The organism is Cryptocyanus atlanticus LEGE 06306 (assembly GCF_056633155.1).
In genome coordinates this window covers 34,216-57,553 of sequence record NZ_JBSJOZ010000004.1, presented here as the reverse complement: position 1 = coordinate 57,553, position 23,338 = coordinate 34,216, and the positions used below count along the sequence as shown (strand labels likewise).

Below are 23,338 nucleotides of genomic sequence, written 5' to 3'. Positions count from 1 at the left end.
ACGATAGGAGAGGTTGATGGGTGTTGGCCCCTCAAACCGCCACCGCCAGCTCCGGGTAGAAGGCGCCTGGAATCGGCCTTTGCAGCCGCCAGCGAATCGCCATCGGCCGCTCGCCCTCGTGGCTCACGTAATCGGCAAAGCCCAGGCACAGAAATGGCAGCGTCACCTGGCCTCTCCTGTTCTGCTCCCGCAGGAGGAGCAGCACCCGGCTGCCGCGCTCGCGGTGGTGGATATAGCGCTGCCCGGTGGCGGAGGCTTCCCTGGTGAGGCTCTGGCTCTCCCAGTGGAACTCCCATGGGGAGATGGCGTAGTCGTTGTAGCGGGTGGTGGGGGAGAACAGGCGCTCGGATTTCTTGAGGGTGATGAAGAAGACGTCGCACTGGGTGGCTTCGTCAAAGACCACCCCCTCACGGCCAGGGAAGGGGCGGGCCTCGTTCAACAACCCAAAGGCGGCGAACACCTCGGAGCGGGAGTAGCGGCCGTGGAGTTTCAGGGGAATGGGAGGTGGTTCGGCGCGGCCCCAGTCGAGGGCGCCCACCAGGTGGTCGGTGCGCTCTTTCAGGAGCTCAACAAGCTCCACCAGTTCGGCGCGGAGGTGGGCGGCAACCCAGAGCCGGACGAGGGCCTGGGCCAGGGGCAGGTGGTGCCGGCCGCTGCCCCACAGCTGGGCCATCAGCATGCGCCAGCTGCGCTCGGTGGCGGGATCGAAGCCCGCCGGATCAGGCGCCATGGGCTGTTGCAGCTGATCCGCCAGCCAGCACAAGCGCTCGGGGTCATCCAGATGCAGCAGGCCCCCAGCGATCCCTCGCCCCAGCCGCTTTTCATCGTCGCTGGGCTCCCCTGGGGCCGCCCCGGCAACCCACCCCAACTCCCGCTGCAGCAACGCCCACGACTTCGCCACCCTGTAAAACTCCCCCAGCTCCATCCCCAGCCCCTCCAACACCCCCGCCAGCGAACAGCGCCCGAGGCTGCGGCATTCGGCTACCAGCTGGGGCCGGCGGCTGGGCAACGACTCGCGCAGGTTCGCAAGCACCCGCTCGCTGGACACGCGATCGAGCTGGAGGCTGCAGCCGGCCGGCAGGAAGGGAAAGCCGGTTTCGATCTGCTGGCGCAGCTGGTCGCGCGTGCCGCCGAACAGGGCGCGGTAGCGGAGGTCGAAGCGGAAGCGGCGGTGGGCCTGGCCGATGAAATCCAGCACCGTGAGGCAGCTCTTGCCCCGGCAGAGGCGCAAACCGCGGCCGAGCTGCTGCAGGAACACAATCGCGCTCTCGGTGGGCCGCAGGAACAGCACCGTGTCGATCTCGGGGATGTCGAGGCCTTCGTTGAACAGATCCACCGCGAACAGGATCTGCAGCTCGCCGGAGCGCAAGCGGCGGATCTGCTCGGCGCGCTGCTCCCGGGGGCTGGAGGCATCCAGGGCGGCGGCGCGCAGGCCGGATGCCACGAACTTGCGGGCCATCCAATGGGCGTGCTCCACGCTCACGCAGAAGCCCAGGGCCCGCATCGTCTCCAGGTGGGTGACTTTGTCTGCCAGTTCCCGCAGGATCAGGCGCAGGCGGGCGTCGTCTGCGGTGTAGAGGTTGGAGAGGGCTTCGCTGGCGTAGCCGTTGCGGCGCCACTCGATCCGCGAGAGGTCGGTGCCGTCGTGGAGGCCGAAGTAGTGGAAGGGCGTCAGAAGGCCCTGCTCCAAGGCGCTCCAGAGGCGCAGCTCCGCAGCGGCGCGGCCTCCGAACCAATGGAGGATGTCGTCGCCATCGGTGCGCTCGGGGGTGGCGGTGAGGCCCAGCAGCAGAACCGGCTGCAGATGAGCCAGCCAACGTGTGTAGCTGGGGGCTTCGGCGTGGTGGAACTCATCGACGATCACCACGTCGAACGTGTCCGGCGCCAGGTCCGCCGGATCCAGCCCAGCGAGCGACTGCACCGAGGCGAACACATGGCGCCACTGGTCGGGGCGCTGGCCATCCACCAGCAGCTCGCCGAAGGAGCCATCGCGCAGCACCTGGCGGAAGGTGGCGAGGCTCTGCTGCAGGATCTCGCGCCGGTGGGCCACGAACAGCAGGCTCGGGTGACCCGGACCGCCCTGGCGGGCGTAATCGAGGGCGGCGACCACGGTTTTGCCCGTGCCGGTGGCGGCCACCACCAGGTTGCGCCAGCGGCCATGGAGCCTGCGTTCGGCGGCCAGCTTGTCCAGGATCTCCTGCTGGTAGGCATAGGGGCGGATGTCGAAGAAGCTGAGCGGGGTGGCGTCGGCCGCCGAGTCCCCCGCCGACTCCTCGCGCACGGCCCGATCAAAGCGGTGCTGCTCCAGTTCGCTGGCCCGGTACGGCTCGAACTCGCCCTCCTCCCAGTAGCTCTCAAAGGCGGCCTGAAACTTGGACAGGATGCCCTCGTTGTCGTGGGCGGAGAGGCGCACGTTCCACTCCAGGCCGTCGTGCAGGGCGGCGGTGGAGAGGTTGGAGGAGCCGATGTAGGCGGTGGAGGCAGGGGGGGAGCCCGAGAGGCCAGGCCGATGGAACAGCCAGGCTTTGGCGTGCAGGCGGGTGCGGCGGGTGTCGTAGCTGACGCGCACCTCAGCGCCGTGATCCACCAGCCAATCGAGGGCGCGGCGATCGGTGGCGCCCAGATAGACGGTGGTGAGCACCCGCAGCGAGCGGCGGGGCTGGCCCTGCAGGAATTCGGAGAGGGCCGGCTGGAGCAGGCGCAGGCCGCTCCACTTGATGAAGGCGCAGAGCAGGTCGATCCGCTGGGCGGAGGGAATTTCGTGGATCAGCGCCTGCCCCACCGACGGTTCGCCGCAGGCGTTCACCAGCAGGGTGCTGTCGGCCAGGGGGATGAGCGGGCGGATGGTGGCGGTCTGGCCGGGCAGGAGCGCCGTAGATCGGATCTCAGACAGCAGCCGGGCGGAGGGATGCAGCAGGTCACCCGTGGAGATGGCGCGGGGTGCCTGGCTCTGGAGCAGGCCCACCAGTTGGTTCACCAGGGCCAGCTGGTGCTCAGGGGTGGAGCCACCGCTCAGGTGCTCCAGAGCGATGCGGGCCAGACCCGCCAGGTGCCGGGCCAACAGGCGTGGGGCTTCCTGGGGATCGAGGCCGTTGGTTTCGACCAGGGTTTTCTGGAGAATGCGCAGGTGCTGCTCCAGGCCCTCGGTGAGGAGTTGTTGGTAGAGGCCTGGGGGTGGCGCCTGGGCGGGCATGGGGTGACCAGGCGGGGATGGAGCCGTACAGCGACTGCGGCGGTACCTAGTTTGCAGATTTTATGCGGATCTGGATAACATGCGCTCGGCTATCGGAGGCCAGGGTTGGATTCGTGCTCTTACAGGCTTCGGCCAATACCAGCCCTACCTCTATCATTGTTTTCTGTAGAAGGAGGAGAGATATGGGAGTCTTTATGCGGAACCGCTCAATTACGTAGTTCGACAGGTTGCAGAGACCTGCCACTAACGGCGACGTCGCGGAGCTTATCTTGGCGCTTGTTACTCCAAAGCCTAGCCTGGCAAAACCAGCGGACCAATGAGCGAAGCTGCGCGCGCGGCGAGGTGGGTTCGATGCACTCGAGCGCCGCCGACCAGTACCGCCCCAGCCGGGCCGGCAGCGGCACCAGCAGTCCGAACCCAATCAAATCCGACCAATCCGTATTGACCAAGGTTCGTCCCCGCTGTTCGAAACTTTCAGCCCATGTCCTTGGGCGTGCTGCTTACCGCACCTCCTCACTTGGTCAGGAGGTGCTCCGGATCGATGGCCGGTGGATTTCAGTTGAGGAGATCGCGGAACACCGCACCTCTGGTCAGCAAGTACCCCTCCTACACATGGGTCTATGCCAAGCGCATTCCCGGCCACTGCGTCGGTCGCTTCTGGAGTATCAAATGGGTCGTCGCGGACGATTGGGTGAGGGCCGACGGTGCGGGGTCGGAGACAACAGCTGATCTAAATGCCGCAGACCAGTCCGATTGCCCGAACGACCCGAGGAGGAAGTACAAGTCATGACAGTCGATGCGCCCTCTATCTCTCTGGTCCACCGGCAACCCGAAGGGCGATGATGGCGAAGAGCCCAGCGACACGAGCTCATCGGGAACCGAATGCGACGCGCGAGATACGCGGCCAATCCGAAGGCGCCGGCGGACTTGAAATCAACGGCGTTTCCGTTCCCCAGCGCCGACTACTAGGGGCCTACTACACGCCGGCCTATGTGGCGGGCCTCATCGCACAGTGGGCAATCATGAACCACACAGCTCGTGTCCTCGATCCGAGCTTTGGGGGCTGTGCGTTCATGCAGGCGGCCGCATCGCACATCAAGAGGAACGGCGGGCGACACGCAGGACGCCTCGTCTTTGGGGTCGATGTCGACGATTCGTGTGTGCGCTACGTACGCGAAAGCCCAGACCTGGTCGAGGAAAACGTCGTGTTCCGCGACTTTCTTGCCATACGGCCGAATGAGATTCCCGGCGCACCCTTCCACGCGATCGTAGGAAACCCGCCATACGTGCGGCATCATTGGCTCAAGGACGAGCGTCGAGCGGTGGCCCGCCGCATCGCTGAAGAGAGCGGACAGCCGCTCCCAGAAACTGCAAGCCTCTGGGCGTACTTCATCCTGCATGCGCTCCAGTTTCTCCAACAGAATGGCAGGCTTGCCATGCTGGTGCCGGAGGCGATCCTACAGGCGGACTACGCTGTCTCCGTCCGGTCTGCCCTTCAGCAGCATTTTAGGACAGTGCGGTTGATCCATCTCCGGCAACGGCTGTTCTATGGCACCGACGAAGCAGTTGTCGTTGTCGCTGCTGAGGACTTCGGAAACTCAGGTTCTCTCGATGTGCTGTCGGTCGACACTACTGATGAGCTAAGCGCAGTCCTAAGGGGCAAGGCACCCGTCGCGCAGACAACGATGTTCCCGAACGGACGAAGGATCTCGTCCGAAGCTCTCCAAATCCTTACTACGCTCAAGTCGTCGGGGGACACCAGAGTCTTTAGCGAATTGGCAACTCCACACATCGGCATCGTGACCGGCGCGAACAACCACTTCATCCGTTCAGCAGACGAGCTGGCGGATATCGGGATAAGCGCTAGTGCGCGCGTCCCTGTCCTTGCTCGCACGAAGTGGCTCAGAGGATTGGAGTTCACTCCATCAGATCACGAGGCCCTTGCCGAACGAGGAGAACGAGCGTTTCTCGTTCGACCTAACCCTGCGATGGAGTCGAGCCCTGGTGTACTTCGCTGGATCAAAGAGGGTGAGATGGCTGGCGTCGACATGCGCTACAAGTGCGCCATGCGCGAGTCTTGGTTCCGCGTGGAGTTGATGGCAAAGCCCGATACCTTCGTCACGTCGACGCGGCTCGGCTCACCCCTGCTTGTTCTCAACCGAAGCACTTTCCCCTGCACCAACGCGCTGTACGCCGCAACATGGATCCCCAAGTGCGACATACCCCCGGAGGTCGTCGCAGTCGGATTCATGACCACGTTCGTAGCTTTATGGTCGGAGCTGCTCGGGCGGCGGTACGGCGGCGGCGTCCTGAAACTCGACCTGAGGGCCCTGCGCAGGCTACCTGTGCCGATCGTGGCTGAATCGGGCAGCGCCTTCGGACCCATGAACGAAGCGCTGCGACGCGGGGAAGAGGGGGCCGCTCGTGCGCTTGCCGACGATTACGTTCTGCATCGCGGGCTTGGGGTTTCTCGTAAGGACATCATGTTGATGCAGGATGCACTGACGGAGCTAATTCGACAGCGAATACCCAATGCCGAGGAGCCCTGAGATGGCCAAATTTACGATTGACACCCATCTCTTCAGGGAACTCGGCGAGCTGCTGGTTGGGCGTGACTCCACGGCCCTCATTGAGTTGATCAAGAACTCCTACGATGCCGACGCTACCGACGTAGTTGTGCTCGGTCAGCAACTGAATGACCCTGACCGCGGCCTGATCGTCATTACCGACAACGGCTCTGGGATGACGCCCACGCAGTTCGAGCGGGGATTTCTGCGCGTCGCGTCCCGGATGAAGGACGACGGTGAGCGGCTGTCGGAGCGGCTCAAGCGACGCTATACAGGTGCGAAAGGGATCGGTCGCCTAGCTGCTCACAAGCTCGCTCGCCTGCTCGAGGTGCATAGCGTCAGCGACGCCGAGAACGCAGGAAACATGGCTGCTGTTCAAGCTCGGATTGACTGGGACGCAATCGAACGCTTTGAGACGCTCGACCAAATTGAGGGCAGCGACGCAGTCGTCGTTGAGCCCGAGGAAGAGTCGTTTGAGGGAACGACCGGTACAGTACTTCGTCTATCTCGCCTCCGACGGAAGTGGACGCCTGTTGAGCGGGCTCGCTTCTTCTTGGAAGTTCAGTCGTTTGCACCGCCACCCTTTCTGACGAAGGCGCTGAGGAAGTCGATCGTTGGCGAGCCCCTGCTGTTCGACGAGCCCCTCGTTCGTTGCGCGGAAGCGAGCGGCCAACAGTTCAACGTCAAGCTAGAAGGAGAGTTCTCTGCTGGCGACGAGTATTGGCGCTTGATGGAGGAACACGCAGCTTGGGTGATCGAAATTCGCGCTCGCCCCGGAGAGTCGGTTAAATACGAGGTCGCTCCGACAAATCGAACTCTGAAGGAGTTACCAGACGCAAGAGCCTACGACGCCGAGATTGAACATCCGGCGCCTGAGACTGGCCCATTCTTTGACGCCCGGATCTTTCTGCGCGTAGGAAATATGGCGGCAAGCGGTGATCAGCGGACCTGGGCGAATGGCTCAAGTGGCGTGCGCGTGTTCATGGAAGGCTTCCGCGTGCTCCCGTACGGCGAGCCTCAGAACGACTGGTTGCGCCTGGACGCGGATTACACACGCCGGTCACGCAACCTCGACACCCTCAAGAGCTGGGACCTTGACGATCTCGGGCCCGCCGACGATCGAGACGCCGCCCTCACGTCCTTCCCGAACAATAACTACTTCGGTGGCGTTTTCTTGACCCACGAGTATGCAACCGACCTCCGCATGCTGGTCAATCGTGAAGGCTTCATTCCGGAAGGTGGATACGACAACCTGGTATCCCTCGTGCGATCCGGTCTCGACCTGTGCACGCGTGTGTATGCCGCTGCATCTTATTCGAAGCGGAAAGCGCGTAGCGAAACCCGCAAGCAAGGTGTCGGCCCAGTGGGTTCGGGTGATCTGGATCCTGCGCGGCCAGCTCCGAAGGCGTCCGCCGAAAGACCGCCCAGAAGCCCAATTGCGCTCAAGTCAAGCCTCGCGGGCGCAACAGTTGCCCTTACCGCCGCTCGTGCGCATCTCGTTGCCACCGCCGCGGCATCGCCTCCCGGAGAAGCCGCTGAAATTACGGAGAAAATAGATCAATCCCTCGAGGAGATTCAGGCGCAGGCGGAGTCGGCCGACGAAATGATCTCGGAGCAATCGCTGCTCCGCGTGCTCGCGTCGGTTGGCACCCAGATGTCCGCGTTCGTGCACGAGATTCGTGCGCTGCTCGGCGCAAGCCAAGCAGTAGAACACGCACTCGATGAACTTGCGTCAGATCCGCAGCTGACAGGAACCCAACGGCAGAAGCTCAAGAAAGTCCTGCAGGCGATTGGGGACCTTCGGCGCGGGCTTGAACGCGAGGCGTCGTATCTCACAGACATCGTGACGCCGGATGCCCGTCGACGCCGGTCGCGACAGAAGCTCGCGGAGCGCTTCGATGTCGCAGGGCGACTCATCGCTCACACAGCCGAACGACGCGGCATTCGGATCGAGAGCAAGATTCCCACGGACCTGAAATCCCCGCCGATGTTTCCGGCCGAGCTGACCGCAGTGTTCACAAATCTGCTGAGCAACGCCCTGAAAGCAGCTGGGCCAAAGGGCCGGATAATCGCCTCGGCTGGGATTAACCAGAAAGGTAGCGTCCATGTGCTGATCCAGAACACGGGCGTTTGCGTCGACCTTGACCGCGCAGAGACGTGGTTCCGTCCGTTCGAATCCACGACTGTGGAGGTCGACCCAGTGCTCGGGCAGGGCATGGGACTTGGTCTCCCGATCACGCGACGGATGCTCGACGACTACGGCGCGGAGATTGCATTCGTTTCCCCTGACACCGGCTTCGCGACCGCCATCAAGTTCACCTTCCCCGGAGACAAGTAGCGACATGTCAGAGGACAACCTTCCCCGCATCCTCATCGTCGATGACGAGGAAACCAGCGCCCACGAACTCGGACTCGAAAGGCTCGCGACGACGCGAGCGATGCACCCTAGAGATGTGCAAGTCTCTGATCTCGAGTGGGCAGACCTTGTGTTGATGGACTTCATCCTCGACAACTGGGCGGAGCGAGACGAGCAGGAGGAGGTTTCACTCAAACCTCGGAACGGCCTCGCATTGACGGCGGTGCTGCGCGAGCACGCGGACGCCGCGAACAGCGGTGGCCACAACTACACCGCATTCGCTATCCACAGTGCCCACATTGGCGACATCTCGGGGCGTCTCCACACAACGAACCGCACGCCCTACGTCGTCGCGCGTCTAAACAACTTGGAGTGGGCATTCGACAAGGTAGACACGTCGAGGTTCGCTCGCTCCGTCGCTCTCGCCGACGCAGTCCGCAACGTATCTGTGCTTTGGTCGGAGGTCGAGTCGGGAGGTTGCTTCGCCGCGACTGCGAAGCTTCTGAGGCTTGCCGCGGATGCGCCTTGGTCGGAACGTGCCGCGGACGACGTCGTCCTCTGTCAGATCCCGCTCTCGGACTTCTCCGCAGGCACCAACGGCCTGCTGTTCTTGCGTTGGCTCCTCCACGGCATCTTGCCGTACCCAACGTTCCTCCTGGCCAGGCACTGGGTCGCCGCGCGCTTGCGGATCACCCCGTGCTCGCTGAGTCAAGTTCTTCAAGGCGAGTCCGAGCTTGCCAACGGCTTGGCGGCCTGTCAGTACCATGGGGTTCTGAAGTCGTTCGACGACCGGCGGTGGTGGCGTGCCGCCGTAGATCAATACGTCTGGAACTTGCGAGCTGCGGGTGCGCGAGAACCAGACGCGTTTCATGCGGAGCTTGAACGGCAAGCAGGAGTTCTTCTTGAGCGCGTTGAGGGTGTCTCCCCGGCAGTTTGTGTGGATCGTGAACTCAAGCCTCGCGAGGAGTTGTGCGCATTCGAGTCCGTGGTACGCCTCGTTCCTGATCTCTGGCCAGCCTATGCCGATCCGGCGTACGCAGAGGTGGACGTTGTTCGGGAGGAAGCGGACCTGAGCTCGATTGTGCACCCTCTTGACCGAGAACGCGTGCCGACCTTGGACGAGGAGGACTGATACGTGGTGAACCTTCTCTTCCAACCAGCCGAATTGGTTAATGAGCTCGGTGCACTTAATGTGGTCGCAGCGAGGTTCCTGGATCGGACCTCCCCCTACCAACTCGTGGAGCTGCTTAATGACATTCAAGGCCTGATGACGCGAGGTGGAACGTACACTCTCGAGATCCCTGAGATGCGCCCGCTGAAGACACGCGTAAGCGAGGGCGAGTTCGAGCCGCCCACTAAGACGTCTGCAAGACGGGTCTACGGATCAATTACAGGGATCTGGGAGGTCGAGGCGGCGGATTACCCAATTAAGGACCCTCTACGACTACACAGGAAGCCCAGGCGGAGACCGCTGATCGGATTTACCGGCAAAGCGTCCACGGTGTTTGAGGTGAGGGATAAAGCATCCGAGGATACGCTGGCTAGTTGGAAGATGGAACTCGGCGATGCGAGTTCCCCTGGCTGCTTCTTCCACACCTTCTCATCGTCTGATCATGCCTTTCCCGTCCCTCGGCATCCAAACGTATTCGCGACCCCGATGTCCGCGATCGGCTTCGCGCTGGGCGAACTCTTTCAGGCAGCATGGGAGAAAACTCTCTCGGGAGCGAGTGACGCTCCCAACCGCTGGAGGACGATTGAAGCGAAGCGGCTAAAGGCCCTTCTTAATTGGAAGCTCACGCAGGTTGAGAATTCGACATCGAGCCCTTGGTGTGATTTGAAGGCCGCGAAACCTCATAATACTCTGTTTCTATGAAAGCGTGCCGTCGCGACTTTCATCCAGCGCGGGGTCACCCGAGGTCACCAACAGACGAGGCCGCGATTTCCAGGAGCCTGGCCCAATTCCACTGCAGCCGCTTCTTTCTTCAGCTCAGTCCCACGTACCCCTGCGACTGACCTAATGCGAAGTGCCTAAAGTATGTTTAGCGTCACAATTCAATAGCTCTGCTTTCCATCAATCGCCCCCTGCCCCCACCCCGAGGCCGCTCGCAGCCCTCCTTTCGCCTGAGGATCACATGCCAGTGCGCATGAAACACCGTCTGCCCCGCCGCCTTGCCTGAGTTCAGCCCCCCTCTTGCGTTGAGCAAACCAGCCCAGCCGCTGATCGACGCGTCCTGGGCACTCAGCTGCTCCCGCCGCAGCTTTAGCAGCTCCACCACGGCGTTCCACTCTGGCTGGTGCAGCTCCAGCCCGTCGGCCCCATGACGACGCGGGATCACCAGGCTGTGACCCTCGTTCTCCAGCAGCACCCGGCCGCTGCCCTCCAGCGCGCAGAACACACAGTCCGCTTCGCGGTGGCCGTAGCTGGCCTGCACCCCGCGGAAGTCGGTGCGCCCTCTTGCGTAGGCAAACAGCCGCCGCGCTTGCCGGCGTTGCAGCGGAAGCAGAGCGCCTGCAGGTTGCTGATGGCGTGGGAGCCGCCCTGGTTTCTGGGGATGATGGGTGCCACCTCCAGGGCCCGCTGGTGCTCGCGGAAGGCATCGAGGCGCTGGCGGCAGAGCTCCAGCAGCGCGTCGCGCTCGACATCGCTCAGCTCGCCGCTGCCGATCAGGCTGTCGTGGCCATCGCCATAGGCGGTGATGCCGTTGAAGGTGAACCCGGCCCACCATGCGCTTCCCAGGATCCGGTGGGCGATGTCCTGCGGGGGGGCGGGGCTGCGGCGGGCGAGCAGCTCCATGAGCATCAGCGGTTGGTAGATGGGGCTCATGCGCATCCGCTCGGCGATGGTCTCGCGGAGGCGCTGGTAGGTGGCGGAGGGGGGCGGGGGCATGGGGGCATCCTGGCTGGGGTGTGACGGGGGTGGCACCTGTTAGGAGGACAACAGCCCTCTGGACTTCTGGCCTGCTTCGTTTTGCTGACTGCATTGGCTCTAAAATCCATGCCATGCCCCTTTGGAGGCCTCGGCTGATGGCGGCGAATCTTCCCCTGGGCCAGATGAGTCTGGAAGACAAACTTGAGGCGATGGAACTCCTATGGGCGGATCTCTCCGCCACGCCCGATCAGGTCGTATCGCCTGCCTGGCATCGCGATGAATTACGGCGGCGCCGCAACCAGCTGGAGCAGGGTTCCGCCCGGTTTCAGTCTTGGAACGACGCCATGACTGACCTCAAGGCCGAGCTTCGTGGATATCAGGCTCCTTGATGCGGCCAGGGATGATCTCCGGAACGGTTGGTTGTTCTACGAACTTCAGGCACCGGGGCTGGGCGATCGCTTTCTGGATGCCGTCGAAGCTGATGTTCAGTCGTTGACTGTCTATGGCGGCATTCATCTTCAGGTTGATGGGTTTCATCGCATGTTGATCAGGCGCTTTCCCTTTGCGCTTTACTACGTGATGGAGGCGACGAGTATCGACATCTACGCCATCCTCGATTGTCGTCGCGATCCGATCTGGATTCGCGCTCGCCTTGGGGCGACTCGGCCTTCTCCATGAGGCCGAAGAACAGGGCCTGCAGCATGCCGATGGCCTCGGAATGCGTCGAGACGTTCCCAGCAGAGCTCAAGCAGCTCATCGCGTCGTGGCCATCGCCATCGGCGGTGATGCCGTTGAAGGTGAACCCGGCCCACCATGCGCTTCCCAGGATCCGCCGGGCGATGTCCTGCGCGGGCGCTGGGGGGCCAGGTGGGGACTGGGGGTGACAGGGGTGGCACTTGCGCATGAGGAACCCTCTCCTTTTGGCAGTGGCCTCCCACCCCGTCCACCAGGACACCAACCTCAGCTCCCTTACTATGGTTCAGCCTGAAACATGGTTTCTGCGATGCCCCCAGCCCTCACCGCCGCCACAGGGGCCGCCCTGCTCGGAGCCGATGCCCGTCTGCTGAGTCAGGAATACCGCCGTGTGCTGGCCCCGCCCGAATCGCATTCCTCCGCAGCACCGCTGCGCCTGGGCTTTCGTGAGCTGCTCTACTTCCAGGTGGTCAGCGCACTGAGTGCCGAGGGCCTGCAGCTTTCGCCTGTTCAGAAGCGCCAGGTGTTCCGTGTCCTCACCGAGAAGACTCAGCGGTTGCCTGTGGACTCACCCCCGGGTCAGGTCGCTCTGGGTGAATGGTCCCGTGGCCACGGTGAACTGCGCAAAACCGGTGCGGTGTCCTTCAGCTTCGATCTCAGCAGCGTGAGCCGGGAGCTCCGGTATCGCTATCGGCTCCTCAGGCGGCCCCATGCCCTGGTGGAGAGCAATCCAGCCATCTGCTCGGGGCAAGCTGTGTTTCGGGGCACCCGAATTCCAGTCGCCGTGGTTGTGGAGCAGCTGCGCTCCGGCGTCAGCCGCACCGACCTGGAGGCCGACTTTCCTCAGCTCAGCAAGCAGGCTCTGGACTACGCCCAGATCCAGGCCCGCCTGCCGAAGCCTCCAGGCCGTCCCCGCCAACCTCTCACCCTGCAGCGCGGCTGAAGGCCCATCCCTTGAGGCTGTTGATCGATGAAAACCTGAGCCCTCGTCTCGCCCGTTGGGCCTGTGACATGGGAATTCCAGCAGAGGCGGCCGTGCATGTCGGTCTTGCTGGCGCTGTGGATGAGGATGTCTTCGCCCATGCACTGGCCTGGGATCAGATTGTGGTCACGGTGAACGTGGGGGATTTCATGCGATTGGCCGCCGCCATAGAAGTTCACCCAGGCGTGATCGCTCTCAGGGAAGCTGGTTTGAATGCGGAAGAGCAATGGCTCAGGGTCCAGTCAGCCTTGCAGCTGATCAACCAGAGCCGTGACCCTGACATGGTTAATCGGGTTCTTGAAGTTCAATCCGACGTTGTTGTCCGATGGCATGAGATTCCCGCCAGCTGATCTCATCACCTCTGTATCGAATGAACCAGCTCCACCACGGCGTTCCACTCCGGCTGGTGCAGCTCCAGCCCGTCGGCCCCATGACGACGCGGGATCACCTGGCTGTGCCCCTCGCTCACCGGGTAGGCATCGGCGATGCAGAGCCCCAGCTCGTTCTCCAGCAGCACCCGGCCGCTGCCCTCCAGCGCGCAGAACACACAGTCCGCCTCGCGGTAGCCGTAGCTGGCCTGTACTCCGCGGAAGTCGGTGCGCCCTCTTGCGTAGGCAAACAGCCGTCGCGCTTGCCGGCGTTGCAGCGGAAGCAGAGGGCCTGCAGGTTGCTGATGGCGTCGGAGCCGCCCTGGTTTCTCGGGACGATGTGGTCCACCTCCAGGCCCCGCTGGTGTTCATGGGCTCCGCAGCACTCGCAGCGGCCCCGGGCGCGGGTGAAGACTCTGTATTTCACCGAGCCGCTGATCGGGCTCCGATGGCGGCTGCGGTGGGCAAACACCTCCTCGCCGCGCTGCTCGCGGAAGGCATCGAGGCGCAGGCGGCACAGCTGCTGCAGCGCGTCGCGCTCGGCGTCGCTCAGTTCATCGCCGCCGATCAGGCTGTAGGCGCCGTTGCCGTAGGCGGTGATGCCGTTGCCGGTAAGCACCTTGCCCACCATGCGCTGCCCAGGATGCGCCGGGCCACGTCCTGCGCTGGCGCGGGGCTGCGGCGGCCCAGCAGCTCCATGAGCATGAGGGGTTGGTCGATGGGGCTCATGCGCATCTGCTCGGCGATGTACTCGCGCAGGCGCGGGTAGGTGGTGGAGGGGGGCGGGGGCATGGGGGAATCCTGGCGGGTGTGACAGGTGGTGGCACTTGTGGAGGAGAAGCTCATGCGCCATGGCATCCATCTCTCCGTTCCCTTTGCTCCCCTCAGACCGTGCCTACAGTGAGCACCTCGCTGGCTGTGGTGGCGATGGCGCCCATGTCTGACCTGCTTCACCTGCCGCCGAGCGAGAGGCTGGCCTTGGCGATTGCCCTCTGGGACAGCCTCGATGACCAGGCCCGTGATGGGGCTTTGTCGCCCGACCCTGCCCTCTGCGCCGAACTTGACCAGCGCTGGGCGAGCCATCTCGACAACCCCGAAGCGGCTGTGCCCTGGGATGAGGTGCGGAGCCAGCTCGGCATCGGATGACTCCGCCCTCAGTTCGCCTCCTCCCAGAGGCGGTGGAGGATCTGCTGGAATCCCAGCGCTGGTACAGCCGGCTGGAGCCGGCGTTGGCTCGGGACTTCGCTGAAGCCTTCGCTGCTGCGGTGGAGCGCATTCGCCGTGATCCCCGATCCTTCCCCATGATTCACGGGCAGATCCGCAGGCTCGTGCTGCGGAGGTTTCCCTATGCCGTCTACTTCCGGGAGCAGGGCGCTGAAATCCTGGTGATCGCCCTTCACGGCCGTCAGGATCCCCGCCGCTGGCAGCAGCGCACCTGAACGCACCGCTGCTGGGAGCGGAAGGGGCGGGGGCATGCAGCCAGAGTGGACCGTGGTCGCGGCGGGGGCCAGTGGCGGACAGCAGAATGGGAGCCATGGATCCCAGGCAGCCACCCACTCTTACGCGGCTCAGGCAGATGGCCCCCGAGCTGCTCGCGCTCACAGCTGCCTACGGTGGCCAGGATCTTCGCGTCTTCGGCTCTGTGATCCACGGGGCGGCAGGGCTGCAGAGCGACGTGGACCTGCCTGTGGATTTCCCCTCCAGCCCCAGTTTTGAGCAGTACATGGACCTCAAGCTGGCCCTGGAAGACCTGCTCTGCGCTCGGGTGGACCTGGTGACGCGCCGCGGTCTTCGCCCTGAACTGCGGCAGCGGATCGAGCAGGAGGCCATTCCGCTTGCCTGAACGGGGAAGTGCCCGCAATTGGTCGTGAGCGGCACCCCGAGGTGCCCTGGCGACGCATTGCTGGCCTCCGGGATGTTCTGGCGCATGCCTATTTCGGCCTGGAAGACGACACCATCTGGCAGATTGTTTCCGAGAGCATTCCAGCCCTGGCTAACCAGTTGGACCAAGTGATTGAGGCTGAGCTCTGATGGCGGCTGCGGTGGGCAAACACCTCCTCGCCGCGCTGCTCGCGGAAGGCGTCGAGGTTTGGCGGCACAGCTGCTGCAGCGCGTCGCGCTCGGTGTCGCTCAGTTCGTCGCCGCCGATCAGGCTGGTGGCGCCGTTGCCGTACGCGGTGATGCCGTTGAAGGTGAACCTTGCCCGCCATCGGCTGCCCAGGATTCGCCGGGCCACGTCCTGCGCTGGGGCGGGGCTGCTCCTCCCCAGCAGCTCCAACCGCTGCGCGGAAGCCTTCGGCTAGAGCATGAGGGGGTGGTCGATGGGGCTCATGCGCATGCGCTTGGCGATGGTGTCGCGCAGGCGCTGGTAGGTGGGAGAGGCGGGCGGGGGCATGGGGCGATGCTGGCGGCTGCAGGGCCCTTGGTCCAGGTGTGGCTTTGGGCGGCCCGTCAGGCAGGCGCCCCTGCTGGGATCCCTTCTGGCGTGGGCGTGATGCGGATGCAGCCAACCCGGCTCCGGGTGTGGCTGTGCCGCCTCAGCCCCTATCCCACTCCGCGGCCCCAGGCAGCTGCAGCATGTCGGCGAGGGGTGTCGTTCCCATCGCCCTCGACGGGGATGCAGTCCAGAATGGAGCCATGGCTGCCACTTCGACCCAGGAAATCTCCCTCTCCCAGCGGCTCCAGGGCGCCCGTGAGCAGGTGCTTGCCGTGGCTCACCGCCATGGGGCCCGCAACCTGCGGATCTATGGCTCGGTGGCCCGTGGCCAGGATCAGCCCGGCAGTGACCTTGACCTGCTGGTGGATCTGGAGCAGGGCTGTTCCCTGCTGGAGGTGATCGCCCTGCGGCAGGAACTGGAAGCTCTCTTGAATTGCCAGGTGGATCTAGCAGAAGCACATCAGTTGCATCCTTTGATCCGTGATCAGATCATTGCACAAGCCACGGCATTGTGAGCAAGGACCTCCTTTACCTCACCAGCATTACCGAAGCCCTTGGGCGCATCAATCTCTACACCTCGGAAGGCCGCTCAGCCTTTCTTACCTCCACGCTTGTGCAGGATGGAGTGATCCGTAACTTGATCGTGATCGGCGAGGCCGTGAAGAATCTGTCGGCGGATCTTCGCGAGTCCGAACCGTCCACTCCTTGGAAGTCCATCGCCGGCCTGCGAGATGTTCTGATTCATGATTACTTGCGTGTGAATCTGGAGCAGGTCTGGGAAACCGTGGCGCGTGATCTTCCTCCCCTTGGTCTCACCGTGCGCTCGCTGATTGAGCGGCAGAGCAATGGCTGAACACCAGAGCCACCATCGCCTACCGCCCAGGAGACCGACCATGAACCCCCTTGATCACGACGAGCAGGAGATCCTGGAAGCCTTCGAAGCGGGCACGCTCCCTTCGGTGGCTACGGCTGCAGAGCGCTCCCGCCTGGAAGCCTCCGCAAGGTCAACGGCCACCAAGGATCAGCGCATCAACATTCGCCTCACCAATGAGGATCTGGGCGCCTTGCGTGCCCGTGCCCTGCAGGAGGGCATTCCCTACCAGACCCTGATCAGCAGTGTCCTTCACAAGTACGTGTGCGGCAGGCTTCTCGATCGCCCCTGAGCGTGTGGAGCTTCGTGGTTTGGGGCGGCCCGTCAGGCCATCGCCCCTGCTGGGATCCCTTCTGGCGTGGGCGTTATGCGGCTGCAGCCAATCCGGTTGCGGTTGTGGCTGTGCCGCCCCAGTCCCCTTCATCCGCACGACCGACGGGCAGGCCAAGGCTCAGTCGTGCTGTTTGCCCTTGAACCCCCCCCCCCCGAACACCTCTGCGAGGGGAATCGTCATCAGCTGTGCGCCGGGGAATCAGATGCCCATGCGCATGAAACACCGTCTGCCCCGCCGCTTCGCCTGAGTTCAGCCTCCCTCTTGCGTTGAGCAAACCAGCCCAGCCGCTAATCGATGCGTCCTGGGCGCTGAGCTGCTCTCGGCGCAGCTTCAGCAGCTCCACCACGGCGTTCCACTCCGGCTGGTGCAGCTCCAGCCCGTCGGCCCCATGACGACGCGGGATCACCTGGCTGTGCCCCTCGCTCACCGGGTAGGCATCGGCGATGCAGAGCCCCAGCTCGTTCTCCAGCAGCACCCGGCCGCTGCCCTCCAGCGCGCAGAACACACAGCCCGCTTCGCGGTGGCCGTCGCTGGCCTGCACACCGCGGAAGCAGAGGGCCTGCAGGTTGCTGATGGCGTCGGAGCCGCCCTGGCTCCACCGCTGCGCGGAAGGCTTCGCCTAGGGGATGATGTGGTCCACCTCCAGGGCCCACTGGTGTTCGTGCGCGCCGCAGCACTCGCAGCGGACCCGGGCTGCGGTGGCGGCTGCGGTGGGCAAACACCTCTTCGCCGCGCTGCTCGCGGAAGGCATCGAGGTGCTGGCGGCACAGCAGCTGCAGCGCGTCGCGCTCGGCGTCACTGAGCTCATCGCCGCCGATCAGGCAGCGGGCCCTGGAGCCGTACGGCCTGGAGGTCCGGCGGAAGGGTTGTGGAAGAAAGCCAGGGACCAAAGCCGTTGTGTGACGACGCCTCCGTCAGGAGGCTGGCCGCGTGCCGCTTCCGGGGTGATGTTCAGGCCGGCTGAAGCACAGGAGAAATCGGAAGCAGGGTCTCGATCGTGCTGCTGTCGCTGATCTGGGAGTAGTGCTCCAGCGTCACACCCACCGGCTTGCCAAGCTCATCAAAGTCCACGATCACGTTGTCGCTCACCGCCTCTGAGCTGCTGCTCGCCCGGTCGGCCAGCTCGATGTAGAGGGTGTCGGTATCGGGGAAGTAGCGGATCTTCATGGCTCAGGTCGCTCAGCAGGTGGGGAGGTCTTGGACCGGTTTCGGGCCTTGAGGAAGCCCCATCAAAAAAGGCGTTGTGCACGGTCTCTCTGTCCTCAAGGGTAATGACCCTGAGCGCACGGTTCTATACCTCCGGCACCAGGCCCCACAAGGCGCAGCGACCGTCGGCCTGCCTGCGTTGTTCGAGCGGTTCGGCCATCACCCGCCGGATCCACTCCTCCTCAATCCCTGGGTGCTTCTGGAACACCACATCACGGAAGTAGGCCGTTGTCTTCACGCACCCAGCACCTCGTTGGCATCAAGCCCCGCTTCGCCGTCGGCCAGGAACCGCTCCAGCCGATGATCGATCAGCTCGCGATCGGATTCTGAGAGTTCCGGGCCGATCTGCTCGTCAGCGATGGAATCCCACAGGGTCTGGACCAACTCCAGCCGTTGAGCCAGAGGCAGGGTCAACAGGTCTTTCAAAACATGCCACTCCGGCCAGGCAAGAAACCATCGAATCCCAGATTAGCGATGGTGCTTGGCAGCGGCCGGGATCAGCGCGGGCATGGGTGAACCCCACATTCAGATCGGAACCCCGATGACGAGCACCAGCCCACGGACCGAACAGGTGCTCAGCACCCTTCGGCTCCATGGCCCGTGGCGACGCCTGCCCCGACAGCGATGTCGATGTGTGGGTGCAGCTGAATCCGCTCACCCCCTACGCCCTCGTGCACCTCAAGCAGGAGCTGGAAACGTTGCGGAGCACGTCTGTGGATGTGGTGCGGTTGCGCGAGCGCATGAACCCCTCTCTCAAGCAGCGCATCCTTGATGAAGGCCTGCGTCCATGACGGAAGGCTCCGGCCCGTTGCTGGATGACCTTCTGGCTGCCCTTGAATGTGCCAGCGGTAAGCGCCAGCCTCTTCTTCAGATGAGACGGGAGTGGAACTGACGGGTTGAGCAGCACTGTGTCTTGGCGATGGCAAACCACGCTTGTTGGTCACCTTGCTGGCTCATCGGCGGGCTTGGCGGGGTGCTGCCGCCGCTCCAGCGGGCGTCGTAGGCGGCGTGAGGCGGCGGATGTGGTCTAGTCTCGGTATCGACCACCTGCAGAGGGGGTTATGCGCGCCAAACTTTTCCGCAACGGCCGTAGCCAGGCGGTGCGGCTGCCGGCCGAATTCCGCTTCGAGGGCACAGAGGTGGAGGTGCATCGCGATCCCGAGAGTGGCGCGGTGGTGCTCACCTCTGTGCGGCCTTCGGCCCATGCCTGGCTGGAGCGCAGGGATGCGCAGCTGGAAGACCCAGCCTTCCAGGCGGAGATGGCGGCGTTCTTGGACGGATTGCGCGACACCCGTGCTGCCGAAACGGTGGCGTTCCCCTGATGGCTTCGGCGGCGGCCAGGCTGATGCTCGACACCAACGCCGTGAGCGCCTTGCTGAAAGGCCTGTCGCCACAGCTGGATGCCTGGGCCGGAGAGCATCGCTGTTGCCTGTCTTCGATCGTGGTGGCTGAGATCCGCTATGGGCTGGAGAAGCTGCCCCCATCGTCCCGGTTGATCAGGATGGTGGAGGAGACCTTGGAGATCCTGGAGATCCTGCCCTGGACCGATGGCTGCGCCAGGGTTTACGGGCGGCTGCGGGCCGATCTGGAACGGAAGGGCACACCTCTGGAGGCCATGGATCTGCTGATCGCCAGCCATGCCCTCAGCGAGGGCTGCGCCCTGGTGACGGTGGATCAGGCCTTCGCCAAGGTGGCCGCCCTGCAACTGGAGGCTTGGTGAGGGCGATCATGACCCCACTCCGGCGCCCTGATTCAACCCCGGCTCATCAGCGCGCGGTAGGTGTTGCGGATGATCGCGTCCGCCTTGAGTCGGATCGACTTGGGGTCGCGCTTGAGACCCACCTTGTAGCCCTTCAGCGACTGGTCCCTTCGGGCCCGTGCCCATGGCTCTGCAGCTCGTCGTGCTCGCAGTTGCTCAGCTCCCCAGCCCCGCTCAGGGTGTAGACCCTTCGTTGTAGCGGGTGCTGCCGTTGCCGGTGAGCACGCGGCCCACCATCCGCTGCCCAGGAGGGGATCAGAAGATTCCCAGTGTTTTCTTCTTGCAGTACCCCGCTCCGATGTTCATCCATCCCGAGTCACAGGCTTTTCCGGCGGTGGGCTTCACCTCGTAGTAGATGGGGGAATTGCAATGCTGCTTCAGGTCGTTGACATAACCGAGCGGACACTCGTCATACCCCGGAAGTTTGGGAATGCGCTTCTGAGCCAGTGCTGAGCTGGGGATCAGCGGCGCAACGGCCAGAAGCACGGCAGTGAGAGAAAGGGGCAGCGTTCGCACCGGGCAAGCATCCAGGGATTCAGACCATCAAGTCTGGCGTCGTTCTCGCCCGCCGCCACCTCGATGTCACCAACATTGAGCGGAGCGGGGTGTTGGTGTCTGGGGGGCATCAACGGGCCGGGGCATCCTGCTCCCCCCCACGAAAACGGTCCGATCCTGATGGCCCCGGACGGCGAAGCGGAGACGACGGGCTCGTAGCCGCGTGGCAGCAGGTTCCAGTCGGCGTTGTACACGTGCACCCGGCGGGTGACCCTTCCATCGGCCTCGAACGGCAGGTCGGCATGGGCCCAGGCCAGCACACTGCCCGCCAGATTGCGGGCCTCGAAGCCCTGGTTGCGCAGGGTCCGTGTGTAGATCCCGCTGCGCAGACCGATGGTGCAGTAGGGAACGACGACCCAGGAGCGGTAGCGGGCCCGGTCGCGCTCGAAGTCTTCCTGGCTGATCGCCCCCGGCAGCATCGAGACGCGCCGTTCGTGCGGCTCGCGCACGTCCACCAGCACCGCCGGCCGGTCCTGGGGACGGGCCAGCCACTCGGCCACCGAGATCTCCGGCTGGTCGGGGAACCGGAGACGGCGCAGGCCCCCTTAGCGGCGCACCAGCTCGACCGCCAGCTCCCCCACGGCCCCGGCCAGGACAGCCATGGCGACGACAGCCGTGGCCAGGGCGGCGGCCATCCAGCTGCGCCCTTTCCCCGGGGGAGTCGAACGGGTGATCACTACCTCCGGCCATGCGGGGGGCCAGCTTGGCGCGGGAGAGGGGGCCGGCCGCCGCCATGATGCAGGTCTGCTCGATGGTTCTGCCCAGCGTCACCATGAGCAACCAAGCCCTGAGCAACCAAACCCTGCCGCCGATTGCCGGCTGTGAAGCCGAGATCCTGGCCCTGGTGCAACAGCCAGGCCCCGTCGCCCTGGCCCACACCACGCTGAACCTGGAGACGATCCGCTCCGGCTTTGCCTGCGCGCTCCACATGCACCAGCCCACGATTCCGGCTGGGGCGCAGGGGGAACTGATCTCCCATCTCCAGTACATGCTGGAGCATCCGGGCGAAGGCGACAACCACAACGCCGAACCCTTTGCCCAGTGCTACAAGCGCCTGGGCAGCCTCATTCCCCAGCTGATCGGGGAGGGCTGCGATCCGCGGATCATGCTGGATTATTCGGGCAACCTGCTCTGGGGACTGGGCCAGATGGGCCGCCACGACATTCTCGAGGCGCTGCGCTCCCTGGCCTGCGATCCCGCCCTTCAGCCCCAGGTGGAATGGCTCGGCAGCTTCTGGGGCCATGCCGTGGCCTCCTCCACCCCCATCCCCGACCTGAAGCTGCAGATCCTGGCCTGGCAGCACCAGTTCGCCGCGCTCTTCGGCCGCGAAGCCCTGCAGCGGGTGAAGGGCTTTTCGCCCCCGGAACTGCACCTGCCCAACCACCCCGACACCCTCTTTGCCCTGGTGAAGGCGCTCCGGGAGTGCGGCTACCGCTGGCTGCTGGTGCAGGAGCACAGCGTGGAGACCCTCGATGGCAGCGGCCTGAGCCAGGAGCAGAAGTACCTCCCCAATACGTTGGTGGCCCGCAGCTCCAGCGGCGAAACGGCCTGCATCACGGCCTTGATCAAAACCCAGGGCTCCGACACCAAGCTGGTGGGTCAGATGCAGCCCTATCACGAAGCCCTGGGGCTGGGCCGGCAATCCCTGGGCACCAGCACGGTTCCCTCGCTCGTTTCCCAGATCGCCGACGGCGAAAATGGCGGCGTGATGATGAATGAGTTCCCGCCGGCCTATCTCCAGGCCCATCGCAGCATCGCCTCCGGTGGCCATGCTCCCGCCACGGTGGCGATCAACGGCACGGAATATCTGGAGTTGCTGGAAGCCGCCGGTGTGCAGAGCGCGGATTTTCAGACGATTCAGGCAGTGCATCAGCACAGGCTCTGGCAAAGGGTCGGCAGCCCCCCCACCCCAGCCGCCACCGAAGCGGCCATCGCCGCGCTCAAGGCCAGCGATCCCGCCTTTTCCATGGACGGCGCCTCCTGGACCAACAACCTCAGCTGGGTGGAGGGCTACGCCAACGTGCTGGAGCCGATGCAGAGCCTCAGCGCCCGCTTCCACCAGCTGTTCGACCCCCTGGTGGCCGAAGACCCCGGCGTGACCGCCACCCCCCGGTACCAGGAGGCGCTGCTCCACCTGCTGCTGCTGGAAACCAGCTGCTTCCGCTACTGGGGCCAGGGCACCTGGACCGACTACGCCCGCGAGATCCACCGCCGCGGCGAGGCCGCGATCGCCAGGGCCCGGGACCGGGCCCCCCATCCCCTCAGGGCAGGGTGAATCCGGAGGTGTTCAGGTGCTTGAGGTCAAGCAGGACGACCGTGAACCAGACCAGCAGCGCCAGCCCTCCAAGCGCACCGGCCACGACCAGCACGCCGACGATCGCCGACTTGAAGGACCTGCTGTCGTCGGGCACGAGCGCGGTTGAATCGACCGTCACTGTCCCACAACCCTGCCTCCAGCCCGCTGGGGCGCTGAGCCCACCCCAGCCTCCTTCCCCCGTCCGCCGGCGCCCGTCCGCCGGGGGGCTTCAAGGGTGGGCCGGAGCGGTCTCCCCTGGCCGGCCTGCCGTGGTGTCAGGGGGGAGCGGCGGCTCGGCGGCCTCCAGCCTGTCCTTGCAGGTGGAGCAGAGCACCCGCCCCCTCTGTTCCAGGTAGAAGCGCGTTGAGCGTTCAATCTGAACACCACAACCCGAACAGGAGAACAGAGGGCTCATCGGTGACAGCAGGCGTTGATCTGCCTAGCGGAACCGCTGTCCAGCGACTGTCGCGTTCATGACCGAGCGCCTGCCCCAACCCCGGCCCGGTGCGCCATGGCGGCACGGAACTCCCGACCACGCCTCCCGTTGCACGGACGATCGGGGCCCTGGTGGCCGTGGTTCGCCATCGCTACGCTGGGCGGCCCCGGACCCAGGGTCAGGCCTGATGGCAACCGAGCTCTCCCTGGCTGAGCGCAGCAGGCGTGTGAACCGGGAGGATGCGCTTCAGGAGCTCGACCTGGCCACCCTCGCCCAGGCCTACCGCTGTGGGCATCCCGTGTATCTGGGGCGGGGTGAATTCTGGAGCTGGCAGACCGACGGGATCCCCGCCTGGCTGGTGCCCCGCTTCGAGGATCTCGGTTTTCTGCCCTGAACGCCGGGGGGCGCACCGGGGA

Annotated in this window: 34 protein-coding genes; 22 read left to right on the top strand and 12 right to left on the bottom strand. The window is 64.5% G+C overall.

From position 1 onward, the window contains the following. Positions 1–31: 31 nt before the first annotated feature. Positions 32–3,193, bottom strand: coding sequence for a DEAD/DEAH box helicase (locus tag ACWJI7_RS05900; protein ID WP_479936154.1), 3,162 nt, complete (start codon positions 3,191–3,193; stop codon positions 32–34). An 842-nt stretch (positions 3,194–4,035) separates the two neighbouring features. On the opposite strand from ACWJI7_RS05900, the gene ACWJI7_RS05895 reads away from it, so the two are divergent. The 4 genes from ACWJI7_RS05895 to ACWJI7_RS05880 are packed head-to-tail and all read left to right on the top strand — an operon-like array spanning position 4,036 to position 9,989. Beyond that, on the top strand, positions 4,036–5,742 hold the full coding sequence (locus ACWJI7_RS05895; RefSeq protein ID WP_479936152.1) for an HsdM family class I SAM-dependent methyltransferase: 1,707 nt from the start codon (positions 4,036–4,038) through the stop codon (positions 5,740–5,742). Position 5,743: 1 nt separating this feature from the next. Then, positions 5,744–8,098 (top strand): ATP-binding protein, encoded by a 2,355-nt coding sequence (locus tag ACWJI7_RS05890; RefSeq protein ID WP_479936150.1) that lies wholly within the window; start codon positions 5,744–5,746, stop codon positions 8,096–8,098. 4 nt (positions 8,099–8,102) lie between these two features. Beyond that, positions 8,103–9,248: a hypothetical protein gene (locus tag ACWJI7_RS05885; RefSeq protein ID WP_479936148.1), complete on the top strand. Its 1,146-nt coding sequence runs from the start codon at positions 8,103–8,105 to the stop codon at positions 9,246–9,248. A gap of 3 nt (positions 9,249–9,251) precedes the next feature. Continuing rightward, positions 9,252–9,989: a hypothetical protein gene (locus tag ACWJI7_RS05880; RefSeq protein WP_479936146.1), complete on the top strand. Its 738-nt coding sequence runs from the start codon at positions 9,252–9,254 to the stop codon at positions 9,987–9,989. A 172-nt stretch (positions 9,990–10,161) separates the two neighbouring features. On the opposite strand, the gene ACWJI7_RS05875 is transcribed toward ACWJI7_RS05880, so the two are convergent. Together ACWJI7_RS05875 and ACWJI7_RS05870 are read right to left on the bottom strand one after the other, a co-directional pair. Then, positions 10,162–10,482 (bottom strand): HIT family protein, encoded by a 321-nt coding sequence (locus ACWJI7_RS05875; RefSeq protein ID WP_479936144.1) that lies wholly within the window; start codon positions 10,480–10,482, stop codon positions 10,162–10,164. Next, on the bottom strand, positions 10,449–11,003 hold the full coding sequence (locus ACWJI7_RS05870; protein WP_479936142.1) for an HNH endonuclease: 555 nt from the start codon (positions 11,001–11,003) through the stop codon (positions 10,449–10,451). Before ACWJI7_RS05870 ends, ACWJI7_RS05875 begins: the two co-directional genes overlap by 34 nt. A gap of 137 nt (positions 11,004–11,140) precedes the next feature. On the opposite strand from ACWJI7_RS05870, the gene ACWJI7_RS05865 reads away from it, so the two are divergent. The 4 genes from ACWJI7_RS05865 to ACWJI7_RS05850 all read left to right on the top strand — a co-directional run bounded on the left by ACWJI7_RS05865 (position 11,141) and on the right by ACWJI7_RS05850 (position 13,010). Beyond that, positions 11,141–11,374 carry an addiction module protein gene (locus tag ACWJI7_RS05865; protein ID WP_186699901.1) on the top strand — a complete coding sequence of 78 codons (234 nt, stop codon included), beginning with the start codon at positions 11,141–11,143 and terminating at the stop codon, positions 11,372–11,374. Beyond that, positions 11,355–11,663 (top strand): type II toxin-antitoxin system RelE/ParE family toxin, encoded by a 309-nt coding sequence (locus ACWJI7_RS05860; protein WP_479936140.1) that lies wholly within the window; start codon positions 11,355–11,357, stop codon positions 11,661–11,663. Before ACWJI7_RS05865 ends, ACWJI7_RS05860 begins: the two co-directional genes overlap by 20 nt. Before the next feature lie 325 nt (positions 11,664–11,988). Then, positions 11,989–12,621, top strand: coding sequence for a DUF433 domain-containing protein (locus tag ACWJI7_RS05855; RefSeq protein WP_479936138.1), 633 nt, complete (start codon positions 11,989–11,991; stop codon positions 12,619–12,621). A gap of 11 nt (positions 12,622–12,632) precedes the next feature. Next, complete coding sequence (locus ACWJI7_RS05850; protein ID WP_479936136.1) at positions 12,633–13,010, top strand: DUF5615 family PIN-like protein; 378 nt, start codon at positions 12,633–12,635, stop codon at positions 13,008–13,010. A gap of 5 nt (positions 13,011–13,015) precedes the next feature. Here the strand turns inward: ACWJI7_RS05850 and ACWJI7_RS05845 are convergent, their stop codons facing one another. Together ACWJI7_RS05845 and ACWJI7_RS05840 are read right to left on the bottom strand one after the other, a co-directional pair. Beyond that, the gene (locus ACWJI7_RS05845) at positions 13,016–13,207 is read right to left on the bottom strand and encodes an HIT family protein (RefSeq protein ID WP_479936487.1); all 192 of its coding nucleotides are present in this window, start codon (positions 13,205–13,207) and stop codon (positions 13,016–13,018) included. Continuing rightward, positions 13,126–13,377: an HNH endonuclease gene (locus ACWJI7_RS05840; RefSeq protein ID WP_479936448.1), complete on the bottom strand. Its 252-nt coding sequence runs from the start codon at positions 13,375–13,377 to the stop codon at positions 13,126–13,128. Before ACWJI7_RS05840 ends, ACWJI7_RS05845 begins: the two co-directional genes overlap by 82 nt. Positions 13,378–13,476: 99 nt before the next feature. Between ACWJI7_RS05840 and ACWJI7_RS05835 the strand changes: the two genes are divergently transcribed. From ACWJI7_RS05835 to ACWJI7_RS05795, 9 genes are all read left to right on the top strand, one after another. Next, a complete protein-coding gene (locus ACWJI7_RS05835; RefSeq protein WP_479936485.1) occupies positions 13,477–13,797 on the top strand; it encodes a hypothetical protein in 321 nt (106 codons plus the stop codon). A 167-nt stretch (positions 13,798–13,964) separates the two neighbouring features. Next, positions 13,965–14,174: an addiction module protein gene (locus tag ACWJI7_RS05830; protein WP_479936134.1), complete on the top strand. Its 210-nt coding sequence runs from the start codon at positions 13,965–13,967 to the stop codon at positions 14,172–14,174. Continuing rightward, positions 14,171–14,467 carry a type II toxin-antitoxin system RelE/ParE family toxin gene (locus ACWJI7_RS05825; RefSeq protein ID WP_479936133.1) on the top strand — a complete coding sequence of 99 codons (297 nt, stop codon included), beginning with the start codon at positions 14,171–14,173 and terminating at the stop codon, positions 14,465–14,467. The genes ACWJI7_RS05830 and ACWJI7_RS05825 overlap by 4 nt, the downstream gene beginning before the upstream one ends. Positions 14,468–14,562: 95 nt before the next feature. Further along, positions 14,563–14,871 (top strand): nucleotidyltransferase family protein, encoded by a 309-nt coding sequence (locus ACWJI7_RS05820; protein ID WP_479936131.1) that lies wholly within the window; start codon positions 14,563–14,565, stop codon positions 14,869–14,871. 8 nt (positions 14,872–14,879) lie between these two features. Continuing rightward, on the top strand, positions 14,880–15,059 hold the full coding sequence (locus tag ACWJI7_RS05815) for a HepT-like ribonuclease domain-containing protein (protein ID WP_479936130.1): 180 nt from the start codon (positions 14,880–14,882) through the stop codon (positions 15,057–15,059). Then, positions 15,059–15,331, top strand: coding sequence for a hypothetical protein (locus tag ACWJI7_RS05810; RefSeq protein ID WP_479936129.1), 273 nt, complete (start codon positions 15,059–15,061; stop codon positions 15,329–15,331). The genes ACWJI7_RS05815 and ACWJI7_RS05810 overlap by 1 nt, the downstream gene beginning before the upstream one ends. A 334-nt stretch (positions 15,332–15,665) precedes the next feature. Next, positions 15,666–15,980 (top strand): nucleotidyltransferase family protein, encoded by a 315-nt coding sequence (locus tag ACWJI7_RS05805; RefSeq protein WP_479936127.1) that lies wholly within the window; start codon positions 15,666–15,668, stop codon positions 15,978–15,980. Next, positions 15,977–16,318 (top strand): HepT-like ribonuclease domain-containing protein, encoded by a 342-nt coding sequence (locus ACWJI7_RS05800; RefSeq protein WP_479936126.1) that lies wholly within the window; start codon positions 15,977–15,979, stop codon positions 16,316–16,318. Before ACWJI7_RS05805 ends, ACWJI7_RS05800 begins: the two co-directional genes overlap by 4 nt. 40 nt (positions 16,319–16,358) lie before the next feature. Next, entirely contained in the window at positions 16,359–16,628 is a 270-nt protein-coding gene (locus ACWJI7_RS05795; protein ID WP_479936124.1) for a hypothetical protein, read from the top strand. A 73-nt stretch (positions 16,629–16,701) separates the two neighbouring features. Here ACWJI7_RS05795 and ACWJI7_RS05790 read toward each other — a convergent pair whose 3' ends face one another. The 4 genes from ACWJI7_RS05790 to ACWJI7_RS05775 form a co-directional block, all read right to left on the bottom strand. Then, positions 16,702–17,211, bottom strand: a complete 510-nt coding sequence (locus ACWJI7_RS05790; protein WP_479936122.1) for an HIT family protein — start codon at positions 17,209–17,211, stop codon at positions 16,702–16,704. Positions 17,212–17,621: 410 nt separating this feature from the next. Continuing rightward, the gene (locus ACWJI7_RS05785; protein ID WP_479936120.1) at positions 17,622–17,837 is read right to left on the bottom strand and encodes a DUF2283 domain-containing protein; all 216 of its coding nucleotides are present in this window, start codon (positions 17,835–17,837) and stop codon (positions 17,622–17,624) included. A 124-nt stretch (positions 17,838–17,961) separates the two neighbouring features. Next, the gene (locus tag ACWJI7_RS05780; RefSeq protein WP_479936118.1) at positions 17,962–18,114 is read right to left on the bottom strand and encodes a hypothetical protein; all 153 of its coding nucleotides are present in this window, start codon (positions 18,112–18,114) and stop codon (positions 17,962–17,964) included. Next, complete coding sequence (locus tag ACWJI7_RS05775; RefSeq protein ID WP_479936116.1) at positions 18,111–18,290, bottom strand: addiction module protein; 180 nt, start codon at positions 18,288–18,290, stop codon at positions 18,111–18,113. Before ACWJI7_RS05775 ends, ACWJI7_RS05780 begins: the two co-directional genes overlap by 4 nt. A gap of 179 nt (positions 18,291–18,469) precedes the next feature. Between ACWJI7_RS05775 and ACWJI7_RS05770 the strand changes: the two genes are divergently transcribed. From ACWJI7_RS05770 to ACWJI7_RS05760, 3 genes are all read left to right on the top strand, one after another. Then, positions 18,470–18,667: a nucleotidyltransferase family protein gene (locus tag ACWJI7_RS05770; protein ID WP_479936114.1), complete on the top strand. Its 198-nt coding sequence runs from the start codon at positions 18,470–18,472 to the stop codon at positions 18,665–18,667. Positions 18,668–18,937: 270 nt separating this feature from the next. Beyond that, complete coding sequence (locus tag ACWJI7_RS05765) at positions 18,938–19,198, top strand: antitoxin (RefSeq protein ID WP_479936112.1); 261 nt, start codon at positions 18,938–18,940, stop codon at positions 19,196–19,198. Then, complete coding sequence (locus tag ACWJI7_RS05760; protein WP_479936110.1) at positions 19,198–19,596, top strand: PIN domain-containing protein; 399 nt, start codon at positions 19,198–19,200, stop codon at positions 19,594–19,596. The genes ACWJI7_RS05765 and ACWJI7_RS05760 overlap by 1 nt, the downstream gene beginning before the upstream one ends. A 294-nt stretch (positions 19,597–19,890) precedes the next feature. Here ACWJI7_RS05760 and ACWJI7_RS05755 read toward each other — a convergent pair whose 3' ends face one another. Together ACWJI7_RS05755 and ACWJI7_RS05750 are read right to left on the bottom strand one after the other, a co-directional pair. Further along, positions 19,891–20,121 (bottom strand): hypothetical protein, encoded by a 231-nt coding sequence (locus ACWJI7_RS05755; RefSeq protein WP_479936108.1) that lies wholly within the window; start codon positions 20,119–20,121, stop codon positions 19,891–19,893. Beyond that, positions 20,097–20,690, bottom strand: a complete 594-nt coding sequence (locus ACWJI7_RS05750; protein ID WP_479936106.1) for a rhodanese-like domain-containing protein — start codon at positions 20,688–20,690, stop codon at positions 20,097–20,099. The genes ACWJI7_RS05755 and ACWJI7_RS05750 overlap by 25 nt, the downstream gene beginning before the upstream one ends. A gap of 272 nt (positions 20,691–20,962) precedes the next feature. On the opposite strand from ACWJI7_RS05750, the gene ACWJI7_RS05745 reads away from it, so the two are divergent. Beyond that, entirely contained in the window at positions 20,963–22,465 is a 1,503-nt protein-coding gene (locus ACWJI7_RS05745; protein WP_479936104.1) for a glycosyl hydrolase family 57, read from the top strand. On the opposite strand, the gene ACWJI7_RS05740 is transcribed toward ACWJI7_RS05745, so the two are convergent. Next, on the bottom strand, positions 22,452–22,625 hold the full coding sequence (locus tag ACWJI7_RS05740; protein WP_479936102.1) for a hypothetical protein: 174 nt from the start codon (positions 22,623–22,625) through the stop codon (positions 22,452–22,454). The two genes, ACWJI7_RS05745 and ACWJI7_RS05740, sit on opposite strands and share 14 nt — an antisense overlap. A gap of 484 nt (positions 22,626–23,109) precedes the next feature. Here ACWJI7_RS05740 and ACWJI7_RS05735 point away from each other — a divergent pair, with 484 nt between their 5' ends. Beyond that, a complete protein-coding gene (locus tag ACWJI7_RS05735) occupies positions 23,110–23,316 on the top strand; it encodes a hypothetical protein (protein WP_479936101.1) in 207 nt (68 codons plus the stop codon). The last annotated feature ends 22 nt before the right edge of the window (positions 23,317–23,338 follow it).